Source organism: Mitsuaria sp. 7, from assembly GCF_001653795.1.
GTDB lineage: Bacteria > Pseudomonadota > Gammaproteobacteria > Burkholderiales > Burkholderiaceae_C > Roseateles.
Genome location: NZ_CP011514.1, coordinates 2,093,865 through 2,116,092 on the forward strand (window position 1 = coordinate 2,093,865; position 22,228 = coordinate 2,116,092).

Sequence of the window (22,228 nt, forward strand, 5' to 3'; positions counted from 1 at the left end):
GTCCTTGGCGTTCCGGGCCACAGCCCGGACGGGGAAGCGTCCGTCTGGGACTTGACGAGCCGCCCCGGATTACGCTGTCTGGACCGCCGGCTCGCAGAGCACCGGGAAGTTCAGCGAATTGGCGATGAAGCACTGCCCGTGTGCGTCGTGGTGCAGGCGCCGGGCGAGCTCGACATCGTCGCCCGCCCGCACGGTGACGCGTGGCCGCAGGACGATCTTCGTGAAGCGGCCCTTCTCGCCCTCCACCATCGTGCCCTCGGCCTCGTCCACATAGGCCAGCACGGCGATGCCCGCCTCCGCGCAGAGGTGCAGGTACCAGAGCTTGTGGCAGGCGCTGGTCGACGCCACCAGCAGGTCCTCCGGATTCCAACGGGTCCTGTCGCCGAGGAAGGCCGGATCGGATGAGCCCAGGATGGGCGCCTTGCCCGCCGATTCGATCGCATGGTCGCGGCTGTAGGCCTTGTAGCCGGACGTGCCCGTGCCCTGATTGCCGGTCCACGTCACGGTGACGTGATAGCGGTGTTCCCGATGTGCCATGGTGTGTCGCTCCTGTGGGGCGCGATTGTCTCGCCGACGGCGATGTCACCCTCCTGAGTTCCTGAAAGCGCAGTGAGGTACGCCAGTTCGAGACACCGAGTGAACGCCGGCGTGTCGAACAGCACCGCCGAGTCGCGATTCTCCTGGAGGCGATTCCGAAGTTCGTTGAAACTGTCCCCGTCGGTCGCGAGCGCCACCGCGGTATCGACGTACTCGTCCTGCGTCGCCACCACCAGTTCCGGCAGGCCCACGGCGTGAAGGAGGCTGGACGCCATGCGGCCGGCGAAGGACTGCCCCGCCTGCGTCAGCACCGGCAAGCCCATCCACAACGCGTCGCTGGCCGTCGTGCCGGCGTTGTAGGGCAGCGTGTCGAGGAAGAGATCCGCCGACGCGAGTCGTGCCAGATAGGTCTCGCGATCGCATCGATCCGCGAAGACCAGCCAGGCCGGATCGAGGCCCAGTTCCGCGGCATGGCTGCGGAGGTTCCGGATGGCCTCGTCCTCTTCGGCCAGCAACCAGAGCACCGAGCCGGGCACGCGCCCGAGGATCCGCGCCCACGCCGCGAACATCGATGGCGTCAGCTTCGCGGGGTTGTTGAAGCAGCAGAACACGAACGCATTTTCGGGCAACCCCGCGATGGCGCGCTGATCGCCGCCGGCCGGTCTCGGGCGCTGCCGATCGTTGGCCTGGTACGACGGCAGCACCATCAGCTTCTCATCGACGAAGCCGCGTGTGCGCTCGTCGACGAGGTACCGGTCCGCGACGACGTAGTCGTACAGCGCAGCGCCTGCGGTCCCGAGGTATCCCAGATAGAGCACCTGCACCGGCGCGATCCGGTGCGCGAAGATCGCGCTGCGGGCATGGTCGGTGTAGCCCGTCAGGTCGACGGCGATGTCGATCGACAGCTCGCGGCAGATCTGGACGATCTGCTCGTCGGACGAGTGCTGGACATCGAGGAACGCATCGACGCCGGCGCGCAACCGGCGCTGCATCGGGTCGTCGCTGCCGCTGCCGTAGTTGATGACCGCGACGTCGAAGACCTGCCGGTCGTGCAGCGCCAGCACCTCCGCGATCAGGTAGGCGACAGGGTGGCTGTGGAAGTCGCGGGACACATAGGCGATGCGGATCTTGCGTCCCGCGGGAAAGCCCAAGTGACGCTCGGCGAGCCGGGGTGTCGGCAGCGTCCGCGCAGCCCAGGTCTTCGCCGCGACCTGCTGCAGCGCAGGATCGTCCGTCAGGTGCTGGACGATCAGCGGCTGCGCGACAGGCTCGCCGGCCTCCACGCGCTTGAGAAGCGTCTGCCGCTGCTGCGCATGGCCGCGCCAATCGAAGACATGCATCGCGGCATACAGCCGCAGCCCGGCCAACCATGCCGTCTGCGGCGCCAGCGCGATCGCCGCGTCGAAGTCCGCCACGGCCAGCGAGAACCGCCTGGCGCGGAGATGCAGGTTCGCCCGGTTCTGAAGCGGCGCGGCAAAGCGCGGGTCCGCATCAATCGCGTGGCCGAAGGCGTCGAGCGCGGCGGCCATCGATCCCGTCTTGCGAAGCGCCAGTCCCTTCAGGTTCTGGGCGACGGGGTAGCCCGGATCGTCCCGGTCGAATCGATCCGCCTGCTGCAGGGCGGCGTCCCATTCGCCCGCATGGATCAGCTGATCGATCAGCTCCAGCCGGAAGATGTCGCGCCCGGGGTCGTTCTCCAGGGCGAGCTCGATCGCCATCCGCGCCGAGTCCGCGGCGCCGAGGTCCCGGTAGGCCAGACTCAGTCCGTGGAAGGCCTTCGCATAGGACGGCTTCAGACCGAGGGCCTGTTCGAACGCGGCGATCGCCTCCTGCGGCCGGGCCAGCTCGCGCAGCGTCACGCCCCAGTTGTGGAAGAGCACTTCATCCTGGCTGCCCGCCTCGGCCAAGGCGCGGTAGCTCTCGGCTGCGTCCTGCCAGCGGCCTTGATCGGCCAGCGCATCGGCGGCCGCGCGCTCACGAAACGCCTGTTCGTTCTTCCTGCTCAACGCGAGTCCCCTCCCCGACAGCGGGTCGGGGAATCTTAGAGGGAAGTCATAAGCACCTGCGCATCCCTTCGTAGCCAGCCGGCACCGCCTGGGCGATCCTGACGTCGACCTTTGCCGTGTGCTCTACCGAGCATCTTCAAGCCCGGGAGTCCCGCCTCCCGGGCTCTTTCTCGTTCTCATCGCCCGTTCCGGGATCACTGTTCCACTCATCGACATGGCCACTCGACGTTCCGCCCTCGTCCGCCTCGGCGTCACCGCCGCCGCCGCGCTGCTCTTCTCCGGCGCGAGCCGCGCTGAAGAGATCATCAAGATCGCCGTCACCAACGGCCCGCATGCGCAGATCGCCGAGGTCGCGAAGCAGGTCGCCGCCCGCGACGGCCTCACGCTGCAGATCGTCGAGTTCTCCGACTACGTGCAGCCCAACGCCGCGCTCGACGCCGGCGACGTGCAGGCCAACAGCTATCAGCATCTGCCCTTCCTGCAGTCGCAGATCCAGGCGCGCGGCTACAAGCTCAGCGCGGTCGGCGTCACCGTCACCGCGCCGCTGGGCTTCTACTCGAAGCGCGTCAAGCGGCTCGACCAACTCGCGACCGGCGCCCGCATCGCCATCCCCAACGATCCGACCAACAGCGGCCGCGCGCTGCAACTGCTGCACAAGGCCGGCATCCTCACGCTGAAGTCCGGTGCGGGGATTTCCGCCACGACGCTCGATATCGCGGAGAACCCACGCCAGCTGCGGATCGTCCAGGTCGACGCCGCGCAACTGCCGCGCACGCTGGACGACGTGGACGCCAGCGCGATCAATACCAACTACGCGGTGCAAGCGGGACTCAGCCCCAAGCGCGACGCGATCGCGATCGAGGACGCGAAGAGCCCCTACGCCAACCTCATCGCCGTGAGGACGCAGGACAAGGACCGACCCTGGGTGCCCAAGCTGGTCCGCGCCTTCCAGTCGACCGAGGTCCGGCAGTTCGTCGCGGAGCGCTTCGCGGATTCGCTGGTCGTCGCGTTCTGAACGCCTAGCCGCCTCGGGCATTCATCGGGACGCCGGGCTGGGCGCCGGCAGACGCCGGCGCATCCGCGTGGCGTCCTGCCGATCTCGCCAGACCGAGCGCCGCGATCACGACGAAGGGAACGCCCATCAGCCAGGGCGCCGTCGGTGCCAGCGCGTAGAGCATCGTGCCCAACGCCGGTCCGAGCGAATCCCTGAGATCGACCGCCACGGACGAGGCCGCCAGGTAGGACGCGCGCTGCGTGCCGGGCGCCAGCGCGATCACCGCGGTGGGGACCAGCGGTCCGACCAGCATCTGCGCCACGGCGCACAGGCTGACGGCGACGACCATCGCGGCCAGGGCCGGCGAGAGGGCCAGAACGATGAAGGCCGACGCTGTTGCGCCGCCTGCCGCCAAGACCAGCCACCGGACCGACCTCGCCTGCGTGAGCCGGCTGATCCGCAGTTGCAGGCCCACGGCCAGTGCGGCCCCGAAGGCGAACAGCGCGCCGACGCCCGACGGCGTGAGCGTGCCCGCATCGCGCGCGTACAGCGGGATCAGCGCTTCGATCCAGCTTCCCGCCACCTCGAAAAGCAGGACCCACAGCAACAGCCGGGCCAGGCGACCGTCACGGAATGCGGGCATCAGCGCGGACAGGCCTTCCTCTCCTTCGTCCTCCGCGTCGTCCCCGTCGTCCCCGTCGTCCCCGTCGTTCCCGTCGTTCCCGTCCGACCACTCTTCTTCCTCAGCGATGAGCGGCTCGGCCTCGGCCGCCGCCATCGTCTCGGGCAAGGCCAGCAGCGCGATCAGGCCGCCCAGCAGCAGGATGCCGCCCGCCACCACGAACACGGCGCGCAGCGACAGGAGCGCCAACGCCGCCCCCAGCAAGGGTCCGAGGATGTGTCCGCTGCCGGACGCCACCGACGCGACGCCGAACCAGCGGCGATGCTCATGGGCCGGCGTCGAATCGGCGATCACCGCCATCACCGTCGGATGCAGGACGGACTCGAAGATGCCCGTCAGCAGCAGGACCGCCGCCGCCGCGACCGTGCCATGGACGAAGCACAGCGACCCGATGCCCGTCCCGACGCCGAGCGCGGCGACGATCAGCACGGGCCGGCGGCCGATCCGGTCCGCGATGCCGCCCAGGAACGGCGCGGCAAGGAGCTCGCCCGCCGCATAGCAGCCGATGAGAAGACCGACGGCGCCGACCGGGATGGCGGCCTCGTCGACGGCCCACAGCGCCAGGAAGGGGAGAAGCGCGCCGTCGGCGATCCCGGCGCAGCACAGGAGCAGAAAGCCCAGCGCGGCCGGGCGAGGCGCCGACTGCCAGCGCGTTTGAAGGGGTTTGAACATGGACGTCACCTCCGCGGGCACCCGGGGATGCCGGGGTGCCAGGTCTTGCGTTGGTTGACGTAAACGCTTACGGGAACCGGCGCGGCGTGATCGCCGCATCGGAGGCCGCCATCATGCCGACGTCGCGCCGGTCTGCCTATTCGCATTCGGTACGGACCCGCCCGATCACCGGCGGGTCACCGGCGCAAACCTGAACAGTGGGCGGCCCTGCCCATCGCGCGACCTCGGTCCGCCGCCGGCGGTGCACCGCCCGCGCCACAGGTGAATCAACGCGTCGGCGATGGTTTCGCAGGCCTGCCGTCGTCCGCCTGCGAATGCGAATAGGTAATGCGACGAATCAATCGTATTCTTCAACGCGATCAATCCGTCGCATTACGTCACTGTCCGGACCTCAGCTTCCGACCGCGACGCCCTCCTTACCCGTTCCCATCCTCCCCCTCTTCGCACACGACCATGAACCGCACCCTCGACGCCTCGCGCGGCGCCCCGACCGGGCCCTCGGGCGCCCGCATCTTCCTCCAGCTCCTGCCGCTGACGCTCACCGTGTTCATCGGCTTCCTGACCATCGGTCTCCAGCTGCCCGTCCTTCCCCTGCACGTGCATCGCACGCTGGGCATGGACGAACTGGTGGTCGGTTTCGTCGTCGGCTCCCAGTTCGTCGCGGCCCTGCTTTCCCGGGCCTGGGCCGGCAACTTCGCGGACCTCCGCGGGACCCGTCGCGCCGTCAGGCTGGGCCTGATCCTCGCGTCCGCCTCGGGCATCGTCTACCTGCTCTCGACGGTCTTCCCGACCCGGCCGACGACGGCCGTCTGGTTGATCGTCGCGGGACGCCTGCTGCTGGCGCTCGGCGAAAGCCTGCTGGTGACCGGCGCCATGGGATGGGGCATCGGCCTGGCGGGTCCGCAGAACGCCGGCAAGGTGATGGCGTGGATAGGCACGGCCATCTACGGCGCGTATGCCGTCGGCGCGCCGCTGGGCGTCGCCCTGAACGCGAGCCGCGGCTTCGTGGGCATCTGCGCCGCCGTGCTGGTGATCCCGATGATCGCGTTCGCGGTCATCGCCAGGGCACCCGCGCTGCCGCCGTCGGCCCAACGCCGCGCCCCGTTCCATACCGTCCTCTCCGCCGTGAGCGGTCCCGGACTCGGCCTGGCCCTGTGCAGCGCCGGCTTCGGCGTGATCACGGCCTTCATCTCCCTGCTCTTCGTCTCGAAACGCTGGGGCGATGCATCGCTCGCGTTCACCGCCTTCGGCGCGGCCTTCATCGGCGCGCGCCTCCTCTTCAGCCACCTCCCCGACAAGATCGGCGGCGCCAAGGTGGCGCTGGTCTGCGTGCTCATCGAGGCCGCCGGCCTGCTGGTGATCTGGCAGGCGGACTCCGCCCAGGTCGCCTATCTGGGGATCGCCCTGACCGCCTTCGGCTACTCGCTGGCCTTCCCGGGTTTCGGCGTCGAAGCGGTCCGCCGCGCGCCGCCGCAGGCCCGCAGCCTGGCCATGGGGGCGTACGTCGCCTTCCTCGACATCTCGCTGGGCATCATCAGCCCCGCGGCCGGCGCGCTGGCGCGGGCCTACACCGTCGACGCCGTGTATCTCGCCGGTGCCGTGGTCGTGGCGCTGTCCTCGCTGGTGGCGCTGGCGCTCCTGATCGCCAAGCCGCAAGGAGCCGCCCGTGGCTGAGCCCCGCACCGCCGCGCCCTCGCGCGCCGCCCCGTCGTCCCGTCGCCGGCTGCCGCTGGCGCTGGCACTGACCGCCGTCGCGCTCGCCGCCGTCATGGGGTCGCTCTACGCGTGGCGCACCCTCCGCCAGGCGGTCCCGCCGCCGCCGCCGCCCGGACCGGTGCAGGTCGCCACCGCCCGCGTCACGCTGCGCGAGGCGGGTGCGGAGTTGCAGGCGGTCGCAAGCCTGCAGGCCGTGCGGGAAGTCTGGGTCTCGCCGGACACCGCCGGCAGGGTGACGGCGCTCTCGTTCGAGCCCGGCCAGACCGTCCAGGCCGGCGCCGTGCTGCTGCAGCTCTACGACGCGCCTGAACGCGCGGACCGCGAGGCGGCGCGCGCACGCGCGGCCTATGCGGAACAGCATCTGCAGCGCGCGCGGCTGCTGGTGCCGGACGGCGCCGAGTCCCGCGAGACGCTGGACCTGCGCCAGTCGGAGGCGGACCAGGCCCGCGCCGAAGTGCGACAGCTCGATGCACGCATCGAGCAGAAGACCGTGCGCGCGCCCTTCGCCGGCCAGCTCGGTCTGCGGCGCGTGAATCCCGGCCAGTACCTCCAGGCGGGCGATGCGATCGCGACGCTGACGCAGCTGGATCCGCTCCACGTCAACTTCACGCTGCCGCAGCAGAACCTCGGCGAGCTGTCGATCGGCGGCCGGGTGCGCGTGCAGGTCGACGGCATCGCGCGCGGCGTCGATGCCACGATCAGCGCCATCGAGCCCCGCATCGACGGCAGCACCCGCAACGTCACCGTGCAGGCGTTGCTGCGCAATCCGGACCGCACGCTCAAGTCCGGGATGTATGCGACGGTGCGAGTCCCCTCGTCCTCGACGGCGACAGCGGCAGCGCTGCCGCTGACCGCGGTCGTGACGACGGCCTCCGGGGACACCGTCGTCCGCGTCCGCGACATCGATGCCCACGGCGTCGGAAGCATCGAGGTGGTGCCCGTCACGGTCCTGCGCACGCTGGGCGAGGAGGCGCTGGTGGACACGGCGCCCGGCGCGGGCCGGAGCGCGGATCCGAAGGCGGCACGCCTGGCCGCCGGCGATCTGGTGATCGTCGCGGGCCAGAACCGGCTGAGGCCGGGCGCCAAGGTGCGCACCGGCCCGTCGCCGTCGCCGTCGCCGTCGCCGTCGCCGTCGCCGTCGCCATCGTCATCGTCATCGCCCGCGGCGTCCACGCCCACGGCCTCGCCCGTCCGGTCCCGTTGAGAGGCGCAGATGCGGTTCACTGACCTTTTCATCCGCCGGCCCGTGCTGGCAATCGTCGCGAGTCTCCTGATCCTGCTGGTGGGTCTCTACGCGTCGTTCGCCCTGCCGGTGCGGCAGTACCCTTATCTCGAGAACGCCACGATCACGGTGAGCACCACGCTGCCCGGGGCGACCCAGGACGTGATGCAGGGCTTCGTCACCACGCCGATCGCCCAGTCCATCGCGACGGCCACCGGCATCGAGTACCTCAGCTCGACCACCACGCAGGGCAGGAGCGACATCAAGGCGCGGCTGGTGATCAACGCCAACGCCGACCGGGCGATGACCGAGATCCTGGCCAAGGTGCAGCAGGTGAAGTCCCGGCTGCCCGCGGGCATCACCGACCCCGTCATCGGCAAGTCCACCGAGGGCGGCACGGCGGTCCAGTACGTGGCCTTCTTCAGCGACACGCTGTCGATCCCCCAGGTCACCGACTTCGCCGCGCGCGTGGCGGTGCCGATGTTCAGCGGCATCCCGGGCGTCGGCTCGGTGGAGATCAACGGCGGACAGACGCTGGCCATGCGGCTGTGGATCGATCCGGTCCGGCTGGCCGCCCGCGGCCTGTCCGCGGGCGAGGTCGCCGCGGCGCTGCGCGCCAACAACGTGCAGGCGGCGCCGGGGCAGCTCAAGAGCGCGCTGACCGTCACCGGCATCAGCGCGGCGACGGACCTGCGCGACGTCGACGACTTCCGGAACATGGTGATCCGGGGCGGCACGGCGGACGGATCGACGGGCGGCATCGTCCGCCTGTCCGACGTGGCCACCGTGGAGATCGGCGGCCAGAACTACGACAACGCCTCCTTCGCCACCGGCACGCCCGCGATCTTCGTCGCCCTCTACCCGACGCCCGACGGCAACCCGGTCGACATCGTCCGGCGCGCCGGCGAACTGGTCCCGCGCATCCGCGAGATGGCGCCGCCCGGGCTCACCGTGCGTCCCAACTATGACGTGGCGCGCTTCGTCAACGCGTCGATCGAGGAGGTGCGCACCACGCTGGTCGAGGCCGTCGCCATCGTGGTGGTCGTGATCTTCCTGTTCCTGGGCTCCTTCCGGGCCGTGCTCATCCCGGTGCTCACGATCCCGCTCTCGCTCGTGGGCACCGCCGCGCTGATGCTGGCCTTCGGGTTCTCGCTCAACCTGCTCACCCTGCTCGCGATGGTCCTGGCCATCGGCCTGGTCGTCGACGACGCGATCGTCGTCGTCGAGAACATCCACCGGCACGTCGAGGAGGGGCTGACGCCGATCCGCGCCGCCCTGGTCGGGGCGCGGGAGATCGTCGGCCCGGTGGTCGCCATGACCCTCACGCTGGCCGCCGTCTACGCGCCGATCGGGATGATGGGCGGACTGACGGGGGCGCTCTTCAAGGAGTTCGCCTTCACGCTGGCCGGCTCGGTGGTCGTCTCCGGCGTCGTCGCGCTGACGCTGTCGCCCATGATGAGCTCCGCGATGTTGAGCAGCCGGGCCGGCGACTCGCGCCTGACCCGATCGGTCGAGCGCCTGATGGCCGGGCTGGGCGCCGCGTACGGACGCCTGCTCGCCAGGACCCTGGTCATGCGCGGCGTCGTCCTGCTCGTCGGCGCAGCCATGCTCGCCGCCATCGTGGTCCAGTTCCTCGGCATCCGGCGCGAACTGGCCCCCACCGAAGACCAGGGGGCCGTCATCGTCGTCAACCGCGCGCCGCAGTACGCCGGCGTGGGCTACACGGCCACCTACGCCCGCCAGATCGAGAAGATCTTCGAATCCCTGCCCGAATTCGACAGCAGCTTCATGCACATCGGCGGCACGGGCCGGGGTCAGAACCAGATGTTCGGCGGCGCCATCCTCAAGGACTGGTCGGCGCGCTCCCGCAACTCGGTCGAGATCCAGAAGCAGCTGCAGGCCGCGGGCGCCGCGGTGGACGGCCAGACCTTCACGGCCGTCCAGCTTCCGCCCCTGCCCGGCTCCAGCGGCGGCCTGCCCGTCCAGATCGTGCTGCGCTCCGCCGACGACTTCACGGCGCTGTACGACACGGCGGAGAAGCTGCGCGCCGCGGCCCACAAGAGCGGGCTGTTCGTGTTCGTCCAGAACAACCTCGCCTACGACAGTCCGCAAGCCCACGTGCGCATCGACAACGCCAAGGCGGGTCAGCTGGGCGTGAGCATGCAGGCGATCGCGGACACGCTGGCCGTGCTGGTGGGCGAGAACTTCGTGTCCCGCTTCAACTTCCACGACCGTTCCTATGACGTGATCCCGCAGGTCCGCGGCGGCGACCGCGCCGCGCCCGAGGACCTCGGCCGCTTCCAGGTCAAGACGGCGTCCGGCGCCCTGGTGCCCTTGTCGACCGTGGCCCGGATCGATCGGCGCCCGCAGGCCAACCAGCTGACGCAGTTCAACCAGCTGAACTCGGTGACGCTGGAGCTGCTGCCCCGGCCCACCGTCAGCATGGGCGAAGCGGTCGCCTTCCTGCAGTCGCAGGCGCTGCCGGTCGGCACCAGCGTGGACTGGTTGAGCGACAGCCGCCAGTTCGTGCAGGAGGGCAACCGTCTGGTCGTCTCCTTCGGCTTCGCGCTGGTCGTGATCTTCCTGGTGCTGGCGGCGCAGTTCGAAAGCCTGCGGGATCCGCTCGTCATCCTCGTGACGGTGCCGCTGGCCGTCTGCGGCGCGCTGCTGCCGCTGTGGCTGGGCTTCGCCACCCTCAACATCTACACGCAGATCGGTCTGGTCACCTTGATCGGATTGATCTCCAAACATGGAATCCTGATGGTCAGTTTCGCCAATCACATCCAGGAGCAGGACGACCTGAACCGCGTCGACGCCATCCACCGGGCGGCCGAGGTGCGCATGCGCCCGGTCCTCATGACGACCGCGGCGATGGTCGCCGGGCTGGTGCCGCTCCTGTTCGCCACCGGCGCGGGTTCGGCCAGCCGCTTCTCCATCGGCATCGTCGTGGTGATGGGCATGCTGGTGGGCACGCTGTTCACCTTGTTCGTGCTGCCCACCGTCTACAGCTTCGTCGCCAAGGACCACCGGCGGGCCGCCCGCAGCGCGCGAGAGAACGAACTGGCCGCCACGGAGGTCCGGCATGCATGAGCGGCGATCGCCCGTGGCGCGCATCGCCCTCGCCTGCGCGCTGGCCACGCTCGGGACGCTGATCGGCGGCTGTGCGACGCCGCCCGCCTATCGGCCCCCGTCCCCGCCGTCGACCGCGTCGGGACCGTTCCAGCAGCAGTCGGCCCTGGTGCGGTCCGATGCGCAGGCGCCCGACGACTGGTGGCGGCTGTACGAGGATCCCGTGCTGGACCGACTCGTCCGCGAGGCCCTGAGCGCCAACACCGGCTTGCGCGAATCGATGGCACGCCTGAACCGCGCGCGCGCCGTGGAGGCCGAGTCCCGCGGCGCCCGCTGGCCCGACACCACGGTGTCGGCGGGTGCCTCGTCGGGGCGGAATCCGGCGGCTTCCGGCGGATCCGGCCGGACGCCGGTGCAATGGACCTACTCGGGCCGGTTCGCCGTGGCCTACGAGGTGGACCTGTTCGACCGCGTGGGCAGCAGCATCGCCGCGGCCCACGCGGATCTGCAGGCGACGGAGGCGGCGCGCGACGCAGCGGCCGTGGTCGTCGCGGCCGAGGTCACGCGGGCCTATTCCGACGCCTGCGCCGCGAACGCCTCTGCCGACGTGGCCCGACAGTCGCTGGACATTGCCGAGCGCGTGCTGGCCATGGTGAAGACCCGTCATGCGGCGGGCGCCGCGCAGGAGATCGACGTGCGGCGCGCGGACCTGGCGGTCGCCCAGGCCCAGGCCGCACTGGCGCCGTGGTCGAGCCGGCAGGCTGCGGCGCTGCTGTCGCTGACCGCGCTGCTGGGTCGCACGCCCGCGGACATCCCGCCGCAAGCGCGCGACTGCGCGTCGCCGCCGACGCTGCGCGGCACGCTGCCCGTGGGCGACGGCGCGACGCTGCTCCGGCGTCGTCCGGACGTCCGGCAGGCCGAGCGTCAGCTGTCCGCCGACGTCGCGCGCATCGGCATCGCCACGGCTGAGCTGTACCCGCGCGTGACGCTAGGCGCCTCGGCTGACTACACGCGCAACGACGCGTTGCGAGGCAGCCGCAGCTGGTCCTTCGGCCTGGGTCCGCTGGTGTCCTGGACCTTCCCGGATCGCCTGGCCGTGCAGGCTCGCCTGGAACAGGCGCGGGCCGACGGCGCGGCCTCGCTGGCCCGCTTCGACGGCACCGTGCTGACGGCGCTGAAGGAAACCGAGACCGCGTTGAGCGCCTATGCGTCCGCCGTCGATGAGCAGGCCGCGCTGCGCCTCGCGCGCGGCAAGGCCGAGGCGGTCTTCCAGGGCGCGCAACGGCGCTTCGAGGCGGGCGCGGCCAGCGAGATGGACCTGCACCTCGCCCGCGCCGACCTGGTGGCGATCGCGGCGCAGGGGGCGGCCGCGGACCAGCGCGTCGGATCGACGCGCGTCGACGTCTTCAAGGCGCTCGGCGGCGGCTGGACGTCGACTTCGCCGGCGCCTTGGCCTTCGGCTTCGCCTTCGCCTTCAGCGGCGTCAAAGGCATCGGCGCCGGCGCGGGCTTCGCCCTCAGCCGCGCCTTGACCGTCGTGCCGCCCGCCTCCGGCGCGTCGGAAGTCTGCGACGCCGCCGGCGTGCCGGCGTCCGTCAGGTTGCCGATGTAGGCGCAGAACATGTCCGCGAGCGCGTTCGCGTAAGCCTTGATCTCGGGCCCCGTCCGCGGGCTCGCCGAGAAGTCGTGGCCGACCACGCTCAAGGTCGTGAGGACCAGGTCCGCCGCCAGCGCGCGGGCCGCGACGCCCGCCTCGGGCGCCGCCTCTTCCATGAAGCGCGCCATGGTCTCGTTCACTTCGGACTTGGCCGCCTGCGACTCCGGCGCATCGCGGTACAGCGGGGCGGCGTCGTTGAGCGCCACGCGCATGTCGGCCTCCTCGCATTCCGACTTGATGAAGGTCAGCACCAGCACCCGCAGCCGCTCCAGCGGCGGGCGCTTGCGGTCCTCGAGGATGCGGCGCAGCGTTTCCGTGGTTTCCTGCCATTCGTCGGACTGCAACCTGAACAGGATGGCCGCCTTGTTCGGGAAGTACTGGTAGACGGAGCCCACGCTGACGCCGGCCCGCTCCGCGACCCGCGCGGTGGTGAAGCGCGCGGCGCCTTCCTTCTCCAGAACCTGAATAGCCGCCTGGAGGATGGCGGCGACGAGGTCGGTGGAACGGGCCTGCTGAGGGAGCTTGCGAGAGGAGATCTGGGGCGGTTTGCGTGTGGACATGGCGGAGGAAAGGCGGCTGCGGGAATGCGAATGGCGAATGCGACGTATCAGTCGTATTCTTCAAACACGATGAATTGATCGTATTTAACGCTAGGCACCGCAGTGCCTGCAACCGGAAATTGACCATGACCACATTGACCACGGCGCCCCTGGCACCGCTGCTGACGCGACTGTTCGCGCAGGCGGACGCGGCGACCAGCCCCGCGGCCGCCGCCATCCCGCGGGAAGAACGCCAGCGCCTCATGCGCAGCAAGACCGAGTACCTGTCCTTCTACAGCCAGCTCAAGGACCTCTGGCTGCCGGTATCGCCGGAGACGGGCCGGCTGCTCTACCTGCTGGCCCGGCACGCGAAGGCGCGCCACGTCGTCGAGTTCGGCACGTCCTTCGGACTGTCGACCCTGCATCTGGCCGCGGCGCTGCGCGACAACGGCGGCGGCCTGCTGATCACGACGGAGTTCGAGCCTTCCAAGGTGGCGAGCGCCCGCGCGCACCTGGGTGAGGCCGGCCTGAGCGACCTGGTGGACTTCCGCGAGGGAGACGCGCTCGAGACGCTGCGCACCGGCCTGCCGGCGTCGATCGACCTGCTGCTGCTCGACGGCGCGAAGGCGCTGTACGACGACGTGCTGGATCTGGTCGAACCTCAGCTGCGACCGGGCGCGCTCGTCATCGCCGACAACGTCGACTACAGCCCCGACTACCTGAAACGCGTCCGCTCCCCGGAGAGCGGCTACCTCTCCCTGCCGTTCGACAAGGACGTCGAGATCTCCCTTCGCCTCTACTGATCAAGGAAATACCATGCATGTCTTCGTTACTGGCGCCACCGGCTGGGTCGGCTCGGCCATCGTCAAGGATCTCATCGCCGCCGGCCACCGGGTGACCGGTCTGGCACGCTCGCAGGACAAGGCCGCGGAGGTGATCGCCGCCGGCGCCGAGGCCGTCATCGCGACGCTCGACGACCTCGATGCGCTGACCGTCGCGGCCGATCTGGCCGACGCGGTCATCCACACCGCCTTCACCCACGACTTCAAGAACTTCCCGGCCTGCTGCGAGCAGGACCGTCGCGTCATCGCGGCCCTGGGCACGGCGCTGGTCGGCTCGCAACGCCCGCTGCTGGTCACCTCCGGCCTGTCGGGCATGCCGCGCGGCGCGTCGGAAGCGGACCTCCCCCATCCGGGATCGCCCCGCGTCTCGGAAGCCACGGCCCGGTCCATCGCCGAGGTCGGCGGCAAGGTCGCGACCGTCCGTCTCGCGCCGTCGGTGCACGGCATCGGCGACCACGGCTTCATCCCCATCCTCGTCCGCCTGGCGCGCGAGACCGGTGTGTCCGCCTATGTGGAAGGCGCCGACAACTGCTGGTCGGGCGTGTACCGCCTGGACGCGGCCCGGGTCTACCGTCTGGCCCTCGAGCAGGGGGTGAAGCAGTCGGTCTACCACGCGGTCGCGGACGAGGCGGTGCCGTTCAAGGCCATCGCGGAAGTCATCGGACGCCAGCTCGGACTGCCCGTCGAGGCGCGCGGTCGCGATCACTTCGGATGGTTCGCCAACATGGCCGGCGGCAACATGTCGGTGTCCAGCCAACGGACCCGCGACCTGCTGGGCTGGACGCCGATGGGCCCGAGCCTGCTGGAGGACCTGGATCAGGCCGCCTACTACGCAGGGTCATGAACGCCTTCTCACGGACCCTGCTCGCCGTCGCGCTCTGCGCGCGCCTCCTGCCGGCCGGCGCGCAGGTGTCCCACATGGATCAGCCCATCCTGGGCGAGACGGCGGCCCAGGTCTCCGATCACGTCTGGCAGATCGCGGGATTCCCGAACGTCGCCATCGTGGTCGGCCCTCGCGCGACCCTGGTCGTCGACACCGGGCTGGGACCTCGCAACGGGCGGACGGCCGCGCGGGTGGCGGCGCGACTCTCGCGCCCCAAGTCCCGGCTGTTCCTGACGACGACGCACTTCCACCCCGAGCATGCCTTCGGCGAGGGGGGGTTCCCGGCCGGCACGGTCATCATCCGCAACGCCGTTCAACAGCGGGAGATGGACGAGCACGGGCTCGCGCTCGTCGAGTTGTTCAAAGGCATGACGCCGCTCAACAAGGCCCTGCTGGACGGGGCGGTCACGAGGCCGCCCGACATCCTCTTCGACCGCGAGCTGCGACTCGACCTGGGCGGCGGGGTGACGGCCCGGCTGCTCTGGCTGGGGGCCGCCCACACGAAAGGCGACCAGCTCGTCTTCGTGGAGCCGGACGGCACCCTGATCTCGGGGGACGTCATCCAGAACAGGACCAGCCCGTTCATCCATGGCCAGGGCGGCACGGCCGCCAGCTGGATCGCCGCGATCGACGAGGCCGCCAGGCTGGAGGTGCGCCACCTCGTGCCGGACCACAGCCCGGTCGGCGATCGCACCACGCTCGATGAATCGCGCGCATTCCTGGTCCTGCTGCGCCAGCGCGCGCTGGCGATGAAGCAGCAGGGTCTCAGCGCCGAGCGCGCGGGCGAGCTGCTCACTGCGGAACTCAAGTCGGCCTATCCGGACTGGCACATCGACGACGTGACGTCGTTCGTCCAGGCGGCCTACTCGGAGTGAGCGGAGTGAGCGGAGTGAGGCGGCATGAGGGGCACGGAGACCTTCCGTTCGTCGCCCCCGAACACGAATCGCAGGGATCGCAGGGATCACAAGGGCCAGAGCGTATCGACCGGCCGCTCCAGCACCCGCGCGGCGACGGCGTGGAACACGGCCGGGTCCAGGCGCCCCTCCGCGGCGGTGCTGGCGAGCCAGCGCTCGATGGATCCGCCCTTCTCCGCCCATCGGTCCTGGCGTAGCAGTCCGTACAGGCCGGCGGCGATCACGTGGATGCCGTCGTCCGACTTGCGCCAGCGGTCCGCGGGATTGCGGGCCACGCCGAGCGCCTCGCTGATCAGTTGGTCCAGGGCCTGGCACAGGTCCTCGTCCATCAGGCCCTTCAGCGTCGTGTAGCCCCAGCGGGGATCGTGGTCGCGGACGATCTTCGTGATCAGCGGGTCGCGCCCGAAGGCGGCGAGCGCGGCGGTCGCGGCCGGGCCGTCCATCGGCATCGGCGGATGCAGCATCTCGTGCGCGGCGATGCGCACCGTCGTGGCGGTGTCGTAGTCGGCCGCCTGCAGGAAGGTCTGCCCCTGCACCTTGATGCCATGCGGCTTGGAGAACTGGAGCAGCACGATCTGGATTTCCGGATCGAAGCTGCGGCCGGTCAGCTTCTCCTGCCAGGCGATCACGTCGAAGCCGGCCAGCGCGCGTTGCACCTCGGCGATGCGCGGGTCCAGGTCCTTGCCGATCCGCTCCTTGCGGAACGCCGCGAACCCCGCGCGCTGCATCGCGCTGAAGATCGCATCGATCCGCGGCGCCGCGCGATCGAACCAGGCCCAGTCCTCTTCGTTCCAGTAGCTGCTGGCCTTGTAGCTCGGCAGGATGGCCGTCCGCCGCGATCGCAGCGCGCTCAGCAACGTGGCGATCGAGGCATCGTTGCCGTTGGCCGAGAACAGCACCTGCAGGTTGGGACCGAGCAGACCGAAGCCGTCCTTCGTCGCCTCGTTCCACAGCCGGGCCACGTCGCTGCGGACCGCCTCCGGCAGGCGCGGTGCGAAGGCGGCGGCGTCCTCGGCATAGAAGTCCAGGTAGAGCTGAGTGCCGGACAGCGGACCGAGGAAGGCGATCGCATCGAAGCCCTCGGAAGCGCGGACCTTCCAGCGCGTCCGGTTGCCGGCGGATGGCGCGGCGGATGCCGCCGCAGATCGCGCGTCGACAGGCAGGGTGCAGAGCACGGACGCCACCGAAGCGATCAGCGGCACGGTCAGGAAGGTTCGTCGTTGCATGCCCCGATGCTAGGCATGCGGGGCGGTCCGTTCTTGAACGGACTTAACCCACCCAGCGTGTGGGCGTCCGTCCGGTCAACTCGACGATGGCGCGCGTGAGGTGCGCCTGGTCGGCGAAGCCGGACTCGGCGGCGAGCGCGGCCATCGATCCCCGCCATCCCGGCAGCCGGCGCAGCGCCTGCAGCGCGCGCAGCTCCAGCCGGTAGCGCTTGGGACTGGTGCCGTAGGCGCGGCCGAAGCCCCGGCTGAGCGATTGCGGCGCGATGCCCATGGCGTCGGCCCAATCGGCGAGAACGAGATTCGGATCGGCCGCGAGTGCCGCGGCGAGCAGGTCCGGCCAGTCGTTGAGCCGGGCGACCGAGGGGCGGAAGGTCTGGCGCAACAGCGCAGCGGCCTCGCGAGGGTCGCGCTCGGCGAGCCGGGCGATCGCGTCGGCGTCGTCCACCTGTCCGAACGCCTCGACGACGTCGCCCCCGGGCGCCGGCAGATTGAGCACGCGGGCGCCGGCCCGGAAGAACTCGTTCTGATGAGATTCATGCTCGCCGTGGAACACCGCCTGGCCGGCCTCGACACGCAGCCGCCCGCGGTCGCCCGCCTCCATGTAGCCGCCCGCCAGCACAAGGGCGACATAGGCGTGGCGATGGCGGTGGCGTTCCATCCGCTCAAGCGCGCGATGAACGGAGATGGCGGTCGTCATTCGTTCAAGCGCTCGTCGGCTCGCGGTTCAGCAACCCGACGCCCCGCCAACGGATGGATGTCCAGGCTCCCGTACATGCTGACGACTTCGCCGACGACCACCTGGTAGCCCTTGAGCCAGCGCGTGTGCTGCTGCTTCGCTTCGAGATGCAGCGGATGCGCCATCAACTGGCGCAACGCGGCCATCGACTCCCAGTAGTAGACGTTGGTGATCAGCCCCAGCGCGGCGTTCTCCCAGCTCTCCTCGCCGAGGTAGCCCGGGATCGCCTTCGCCATCTCCGCGATGGCGTTGTCCAGCGCATGGAAGTCGGCGTCGTACTCGCCCTTGTAGAAGGTGAAGGTGGAGGTGAACACGGGCGAATGGAAATGGGTATGGAGATGGCAGAAGGAAGGATGGCGGCGCTGTCGATGGCAAGAGGTGTCACTGCGCCAGCAGGCTGCGCGCCACTTGATCGACCTCTTCCGCAGATTCGGACGGCGTGGGGTCGAACGCGATTCTTTCAAGCACCGGTCGGAGCAGATGGATCAGCGCTGGTGAGCGCGCCACGACGGCCTCGAGGAGGTGGTACTTCCAAGTTTCGTCATTCCCCACAAGTATCCGATCAATGAATGGTGCGAGGGGTGCTCCGACGCTGGCAAGAGCGGGAGCCAGGACTGCCGCAACAGGCCAATTGGCGTCCTGCACCCATGCCAGAAGTGGCGTCGCAACGGGTCGCAGGTGATCCCAGTCGGCGACGGCAGCCCTTTGGGCGGCCGCCACGTCGAACTTGTCGCTTGGCACGATGGAAGTCATTCACGGATTCAAACACAGGCGCGGCGGCCGCGTGGCCAGGCTGGCCCAGCCCGGCGTTCAGTCGCCCCCTCGTGGCGAGGTCCTGCGTCAAACTAAACTGGTTCGCGCTCGGCGATGGCGAGTTATCACCGGGCAGCGAGAGTTCCTGAAAGGAAGCGCTATGTCCAAGTACCTCATCTCCTTCCCCAGCGCCGCGATGGTCGTTCCCGACGGCGAGTGGGACGCGGTGGTCCGCGACTCGCATGCGGTGATCGAGGAGGCCAAGGTGGCCGGCGTCTATGTCTTCGGCGGCGGCATCGATGAGAGCGTCGCGCCGGTGCTCGTCTCGGCGGATGGCAGCGTCGCTGAAGGCGGCTACCCCGGGGGGCCTACGCTCAACGGCGGATTCTGTGTCCTCGAATTGCCGTCGCGTGAAGCGGCCGTCGACTGGTCCGCGCGCATCGCCAAGGCCTGCCGCTGTCGACAGGAACTTCGCGTGTTCTTCTTCGATCCGGCGTCCTGACCGCCAGTCGGGGGTCGGTTCTTGCGTGAGGCTGCTGGCCCTCACCGCTGCCCTCTCCCGCAAGCGGGAGAGGGCGCAAGAGGACCGATCACGCCACCGCCAGGTGCACCGCCTCCGCCAGCGCGTCCACGCGGAACGGCTTCTTCAGGATGGACCGGGCGCCCAGCACCTGACCGACCTTGTCCATGTCGGCGTAGCCCGTCGCCAGGATGATCGGGATCGTCGGCCACGCGTCTTGCACGCGCCGGATCAGCTCCCCGCCGTTCATGCCCGGCATCACGTAGTCCACGATCAGCAGGCTGGGCTGGCTTTCGCCCAGCGTGCGCAGCGCATCCGCGCCGTTGGACACCGCCGTCACCTGGTGCCCCAGCAGCTCCAGGCTCTGGACGATGGAATGCCGCACCTCGTCGTCGTCCTCGACCACCAGGATGTCCTGGCGCGGCGTGACCAGGCTCGAGCGATCCGCCTCGGCCTCCTCCGCCAGAGCCCCGATGGCCAGCGGGAACGTGAGGTGCACCTGCGTCCCCTGCCCCGGCGCGCTGTCGATGCGCACCTGCCCGCCCGACTGCTTCGCGAAACCGTAGACCTGCGCCAGTCCCAGACCCGTGCCGCTGCCCATCGCCTTGGTGGTGAAGAAGGGCTCGAACACGCGCTCGATGATGGACGGCGGGATGCCCGCGCCGTTGTCGGCCACCGTCACGCGCACGCCGGGCACGACCTGACCCTCACGCTCGCACTCGGCCTCCTGCGTGGCGATGGCGATGGTGCCACCCTCCTTCATCGCATCGCGCGCATTGAGCGCGAGGTTGAGGACGGCCATCTCCAGCTGGTTGGGATCCAGCCGCACCACCGGCTGCGGATGCGCCAGCGCCAGCTCGATGCGTACGCGCGAACCGACCGACGTCAGCAGCAGTTCCTGCATGCCGTTGATCGACGCGTGGATGTCGGTCGCCTGCGGCACCAGCGACTGGTTGCGGGCGAAGGACAGCAGCTGCTCGGTCAAGCGCGCGCCGCGCTTCACCGTGCGCCGCGCGCCCTCCACGATCCGTCCCGCCGGCGGCGGACAGTCCAGCCGTGCCAGCAGGTCCAGGTTGGTGCCGATGACGTGCAGCAGGTTGTTGAAGTCGTGCGCGATGCCGCCGGTCAGATGCCCCATGGCCTCCATCTTCTGGACCTGCAGCAGCGCCGCCTGCGCGCGCTCGCGCTCGGCGATCTCGTTCATGAGCCGGTTGTTGGCCATCGAGAGCTCGCGCGTGCGGCTCTCGATGCGGTCCTCGAGCTCGCGGTTGAGCCGCTCCACGGCGTCATGCGCGACCGCGAGCTCGGCCAGCATCGCGCGGTTCGCGTACTGCCGCGCCCGGGCGCGCACGGCCGCCTCCACGGCGGTGTGCAGCGTGTCGGGGCTCAGCGGCCGCTCCAGCAGGATGACGTTGCCCATCAGGTGCAGCGAGGTCGCCGCGTTGTGCGCGCGCCGGCCGGTGCGCTTGCCGGTCAGCACGACGAAGGGGAAGTCCGACCAGGACGGCTGCCGGCTCAGCCACAGGTGCACCGGACTGCCCGGCACGATGGACAAGGCCTCCTCCGTCACGACCGCCGCCGCGGCCCCTTCGTTCAGGGCCGCCAGCAGTTGCTCGGGGGTGTGCACGGGCTGGGCCGTAGCCATGCCCCGCACGACCTCCGCGATCACCTGCGCATCCCGCCCGAACGGCGCCAGGATGATCACCCGGGATTCGAAGGCGTCGCTCATCGAGCGTCGTTGTCGCTCAGCAGCGCCATCTCTCCGGCGTATCGCGAGATGCCGGACACCACGCCCTCGAAGTCCGTCAGGGCCTCGCCCACCTCCACGCCGCGGTCGCCGAGGCGGAACTCATGGATGGTGTTGGCGTGCTTGTTGGTGCGGCTCTTCGCCACCGACACCGCCTTGAGCAGGTTGCCCCGCGCCTCGAAGTAGCGGAACAGCACCACCGCGTCGCTCAGGTAGCTCAGGTCGATGTCCAGCCGGCCCTGCCCCAGGATGCCGTGCTGGCCAAGCACCAGGATGGTCATCACGCCGCGCTGGTTGAGGTAGGTCAGCAGCTCATGCATCTGCAGCATCAGGAACTTGCCGCCGGGCATGGCTTGCAGATAGGCGTTGAGGCTGTCGATGACCACCGTGCGGGCGCCGTCCTCCTCGACCGAACGCCGCACGCGCGCGGCGAATTCGCCGGCCGTGACCTCCGCGGGATCCAGCGCGCTGAGCAGGAAGCGGCCTTCGTCGATGTCGGGCTGCAGGTCGTAGCCCAGGGTCCTGGCGCGGGGCAGCAGCGTGCCCAGGCCTTCGTCGAAGAGGTAGTAGGCCGCCCGTTCGCCGCGCCGCAACGCCGCGTGCACGCAGGCAATGGCGGTGGTGGTCTTGCCGACGCCGGACGGTCCGACGAACAGCGTGTTGCTGCCGCGGGCCAGGCCGCCGCCCAGCGCGGCATCGAAGGCGACGTTGCCGCTGCTGACGTTCTCCGGCACGAAGGCCTTGTGGTGCTCCGCCGCGATCAGGCGCGGGAACACTTCCAGGCCGCCGGTCTTGAGGGTGAAGTCGTGCTCGCCGCTGCGGAAGCCGATGCCCCGCATCTTCGCCACGCGCAGGAAGCGCTTGTCGGCGCCGTACTCGCCCACGATCTGCTGCAGCCACACGACCCCGTGCGCGATGCTGCGCAGCTGCATGTCGCCGGTGGACGCGCTCAGGTCGTCCAGCATCAGCACCGTGCAGTCGTGGTGGGCGAAGAAATGCTTCAGCGCCAGCACCTGGCGCCGGTAGCGCAACGGATCCTGGGCCAGCAGGCGCATCTCCGACAGGCTGTCGAAGACCACGCGCTTCGGTCGGGTCGCCTCGATGCGCGCCATCACGCCCTGCACGGTCTGGTTCAGTTCGAGCTCGGCGGGGTGGATGATGGTCTGCTCCGCCTCGGGACCGAGCTGCTCCGCGCTGACCAGCTCGAAGACCTCCAGCTGGGGGTGGTCCAGGCTCCAGCCATGCGACTTGGCGACCTCCTTCAGCTCATTGCCGGTCTCGGACAGCGTGACATACAGGCCGGGCTCGCCGACCGCGAGCCCCGCGAGCAGGAAATGCATCCCCAGCGTGGTCTTGCCGGTGCCCGGCTCCCCTTCGAAGAGGTAGAGGTGGCCGGCGGGAAGTCCGCCCTGGAGGATGTCATCGAGGCCGGAGATGCCGGTGGAGCAGCGGGTGGGGGTCATGGATCGGACGGCGCGGGCGAAAGAGGTGCATTCTCGTCCAGGCGCCCGCGG

18 protein-coding genes and 1 pseudogene are annotated in these 22,228 nt (G+C 70.0%); 9 read left to right on the plus strand and 10 right to left on the minus strand.

Going from position 1 to position 22,228, the window contains the following annotated elements:
• Positions 1-69 precede the first annotated feature (69 nt).
• Both ABE85_RS09250 and ABE85_RS09255 read right to left on the minus strand, forming a co-directional pair.
• Entirely contained in the window at positions 70-537 is a 468-nt protein-coding gene (locus ABE85_RS09250) for an OsmC family protein (protein ID WP_067273021.1), read from the minus strand.
• Positions 501-2,543, minus strand: coding sequence for a tetratricopeptide repeat protein (locus tag ABE85_RS09255; RefSeq protein ID WP_067273024.1), 2,043 nt, complete (start codon positions 2,541-2,543; stop codon positions 501-503). Before ABE85_RS09255 ends, ABE85_RS09250 begins: the two co-directional genes overlap by 37 nt.
• Before the next feature lie 214 nt (positions 2,544-2,757).
• Between ABE85_RS09255 and ABE85_RS09260 the strand changes: the two genes are divergently transcribed.
• Positions 2,758-3,558, plus strand: a complete 801-nt coding sequence (locus ABE85_RS09260; protein WP_067273027.1) for a MetQ/NlpA family ABC transporter substrate-binding protein — start codon at positions 2,758-2,760, stop codon at positions 3,556-3,558.
• Positions 3,559-3,562: 4 nt separating this feature from the next.
• Here ABE85_RS09260 and ABE85_RS09265 read toward each other — a convergent pair whose 3' ends face one another.
• Positions 3,563-4,891, minus strand: coding sequence for an MFS transporter (locus tag ABE85_RS09265; RefSeq protein ID WP_067273030.1), 1,329 nt, complete (start codon positions 4,889-4,891; stop codon positions 3,563-3,565).
• A 453-nt stretch (positions 4,892-5,344) separates the two neighbouring features.
• On the opposite strand from ABE85_RS09265, the gene ABE85_RS09270 reads away from it, so the two are divergent.
• The 4 genes and pseudogenes from ABE85_RS09270 to ABE85_RS09285 all read left to right on the plus strand — a co-directional run.
• Positions 5,345-6,565, plus strand: a complete 1,221-nt coding sequence (locus ABE85_RS09270; RefSeq protein ID WP_067273033.1) for an arabinose transporter — start codon at positions 5,345-5,347, stop codon at positions 6,563-6,565.
• Complete coding sequence (locus ABE85_RS09275) at positions 6,558-7,811, plus strand: efflux RND transporter periplasmic adaptor subunit (protein ID WP_197507280.1); 1,254 nt, start codon at positions 6,558-6,560, stop codon at positions 7,809-7,811. Before ABE85_RS09270 ends, ABE85_RS09275 begins: the two co-directional genes overlap by 8 nt.
• A 9-nt stretch (positions 7,812-7,820) precedes the next feature.
• Positions 7,821-10,919: an efflux RND transporter permease subunit gene (locus ABE85_RS09280; protein WP_067273036.1), complete on the plus strand. Its 3,099-nt coding sequence runs from the start codon at positions 7,821-7,823 to the stop codon at positions 10,917-10,919.
• Positions 10,912-12,264: pseudogene (locus ABE85_RS09285) on the plus strand (efflux transporter outer membrane subunit); the annotation flags it as partial. The gene ABE85_RS09280 and the pseudogene ABE85_RS09285, both read left to right, overlap by 8 nt.
• 40 nt (positions 12,265-12,304) lie before the next feature.
• Here ABE85_RS09285 and ABE85_RS28360 read toward each other — a convergent pair.
• Positions 12,305-13,114 (minus strand): TetR family transcriptional regulator, encoded by an 810-nt coding sequence (locus tag ABE85_RS28360; RefSeq protein ID WP_082938476.1) that lies wholly within the window; start codon positions 13,112-13,114, stop codon positions 12,305-12,307.
• 125 nt (positions 13,115-13,239) lie between these two features.
• Between ABE85_RS28360 and ABE85_RS09295 the strand changes: the two genes are divergently transcribed.
• Genes ABE85_RS09295 through ABE85_RS09305 form a run of 3 tightly spaced genes read left to right on the plus strand, consistent with a single transcriptional unit; the run spans position 13,240 to position 15,693 of the window.
• Complete coding sequence (locus tag ABE85_RS09295; RefSeq protein WP_067273051.1) at positions 13,240-13,896, plus strand: O-methyltransferase; 657 nt, start codon at positions 13,240-13,242, stop codon at positions 13,894-13,896.
• A 13-nt stretch (positions 13,897-13,909) separates the two neighbouring features.
• Complete coding sequence (locus tag ABE85_RS09300) at positions 13,910-14,779, plus strand: SDR family oxidoreductase (RefSeq protein WP_067273054.1); 870 nt, start codon at positions 13,910-13,912, stop codon at positions 14,777-14,779.
• Entirely contained in the window at positions 14,776-15,693 is a 918-nt protein-coding gene (locus ABE85_RS09305) for an MBL fold metallo-hydrolase (protein ID WP_067273056.1), read from the plus strand. The genes ABE85_RS09300 and ABE85_RS09305 overlap by 4 nt, the downstream gene beginning before the upstream one ends.
• An 86-nt stretch (positions 15,694-15,779) precedes the next feature.
• Here the strand turns inward: ABE85_RS09305 and ABE85_RS09310 are convergent, their stop codons facing one another.
• From ABE85_RS09310 to ABE85_RS09325, 4 genes are all read right to left on the minus strand, one after another.
• Complete coding sequence (locus ABE85_RS09310) at positions 15,780-16,958, minus strand: hypothetical protein (protein WP_067273059.1); 1,179 nt, start codon at positions 16,956-16,958, stop codon at positions 15,780-15,782.
• A gap of 43 nt (positions 16,959-17,001) precedes the next feature.
• Positions 17,002-17,655 (minus strand): helix-turn-helix domain-containing protein, encoded by a 654-nt coding sequence (locus ABE85_RS09315; protein WP_067273062.1) that lies wholly within the window; start codon positions 17,653-17,655, stop codon positions 17,002-17,004.
• On the minus strand, positions 17,652-18,008 hold the full coding sequence (locus tag ABE85_RS09320; RefSeq protein ID WP_067273065.1) for an antibiotic biosynthesis monooxygenase: 357 nt from the start codon (positions 18,006-18,008) through the stop codon (positions 17,652-17,654). The genes ABE85_RS09315 and ABE85_RS09320 overlap by 4 nt, the downstream gene beginning before the upstream one ends.
• Positions 18,009-18,075: 67 nt before the next feature.
• On the minus strand, positions 18,076-18,447 hold the full coding sequence (locus ABE85_RS09325) for a DUF5071 domain-containing protein (protein WP_067273069.1): 372 nt from the start codon (positions 18,445-18,447) through the stop codon (positions 18,076-18,078).
• Between the two features lie 160 nt (positions 18,448-18,607).
• On the opposite strand from ABE85_RS09325, the gene ABE85_RS09330 reads away from it, so the two are divergent.
• On the plus strand, positions 18,608-18,949 hold the full coding sequence (locus tag ABE85_RS09330) for a YciI family protein (protein WP_067273072.1): 342 nt from the start codon (positions 18,608-18,610) through the stop codon (positions 18,947-18,949).
• 88 nt (positions 18,950-19,037) lie between these two features.
• Here ABE85_RS09330 and ABE85_RS09335 read toward each other — a convergent pair whose 3' ends face one another.
• Both ABE85_RS09335 and ABE85_RS09340 read right to left on the minus strand, forming a co-directional pair.
• On the minus strand, positions 19,038-20,696 hold the full coding sequence (locus tag ABE85_RS09335; protein WP_067273076.1) for a response regulator: 1,659 nt from the start codon (positions 20,694-20,696) through the stop codon (positions 19,038-19,040).
• Positions 20,693-22,177, minus strand: coding sequence for an ATPase domain-containing protein (locus ABE85_RS09340; RefSeq protein ID WP_067273079.1), 1,485 nt, complete (start codon positions 22,175-22,177; stop codon positions 20,693-20,695). The genes ABE85_RS09335 and ABE85_RS09340 overlap by 4 nt, the downstream gene beginning before the upstream one ends.
• Positions 22,178-22,228: the final 51 nt, after the last annotated feature.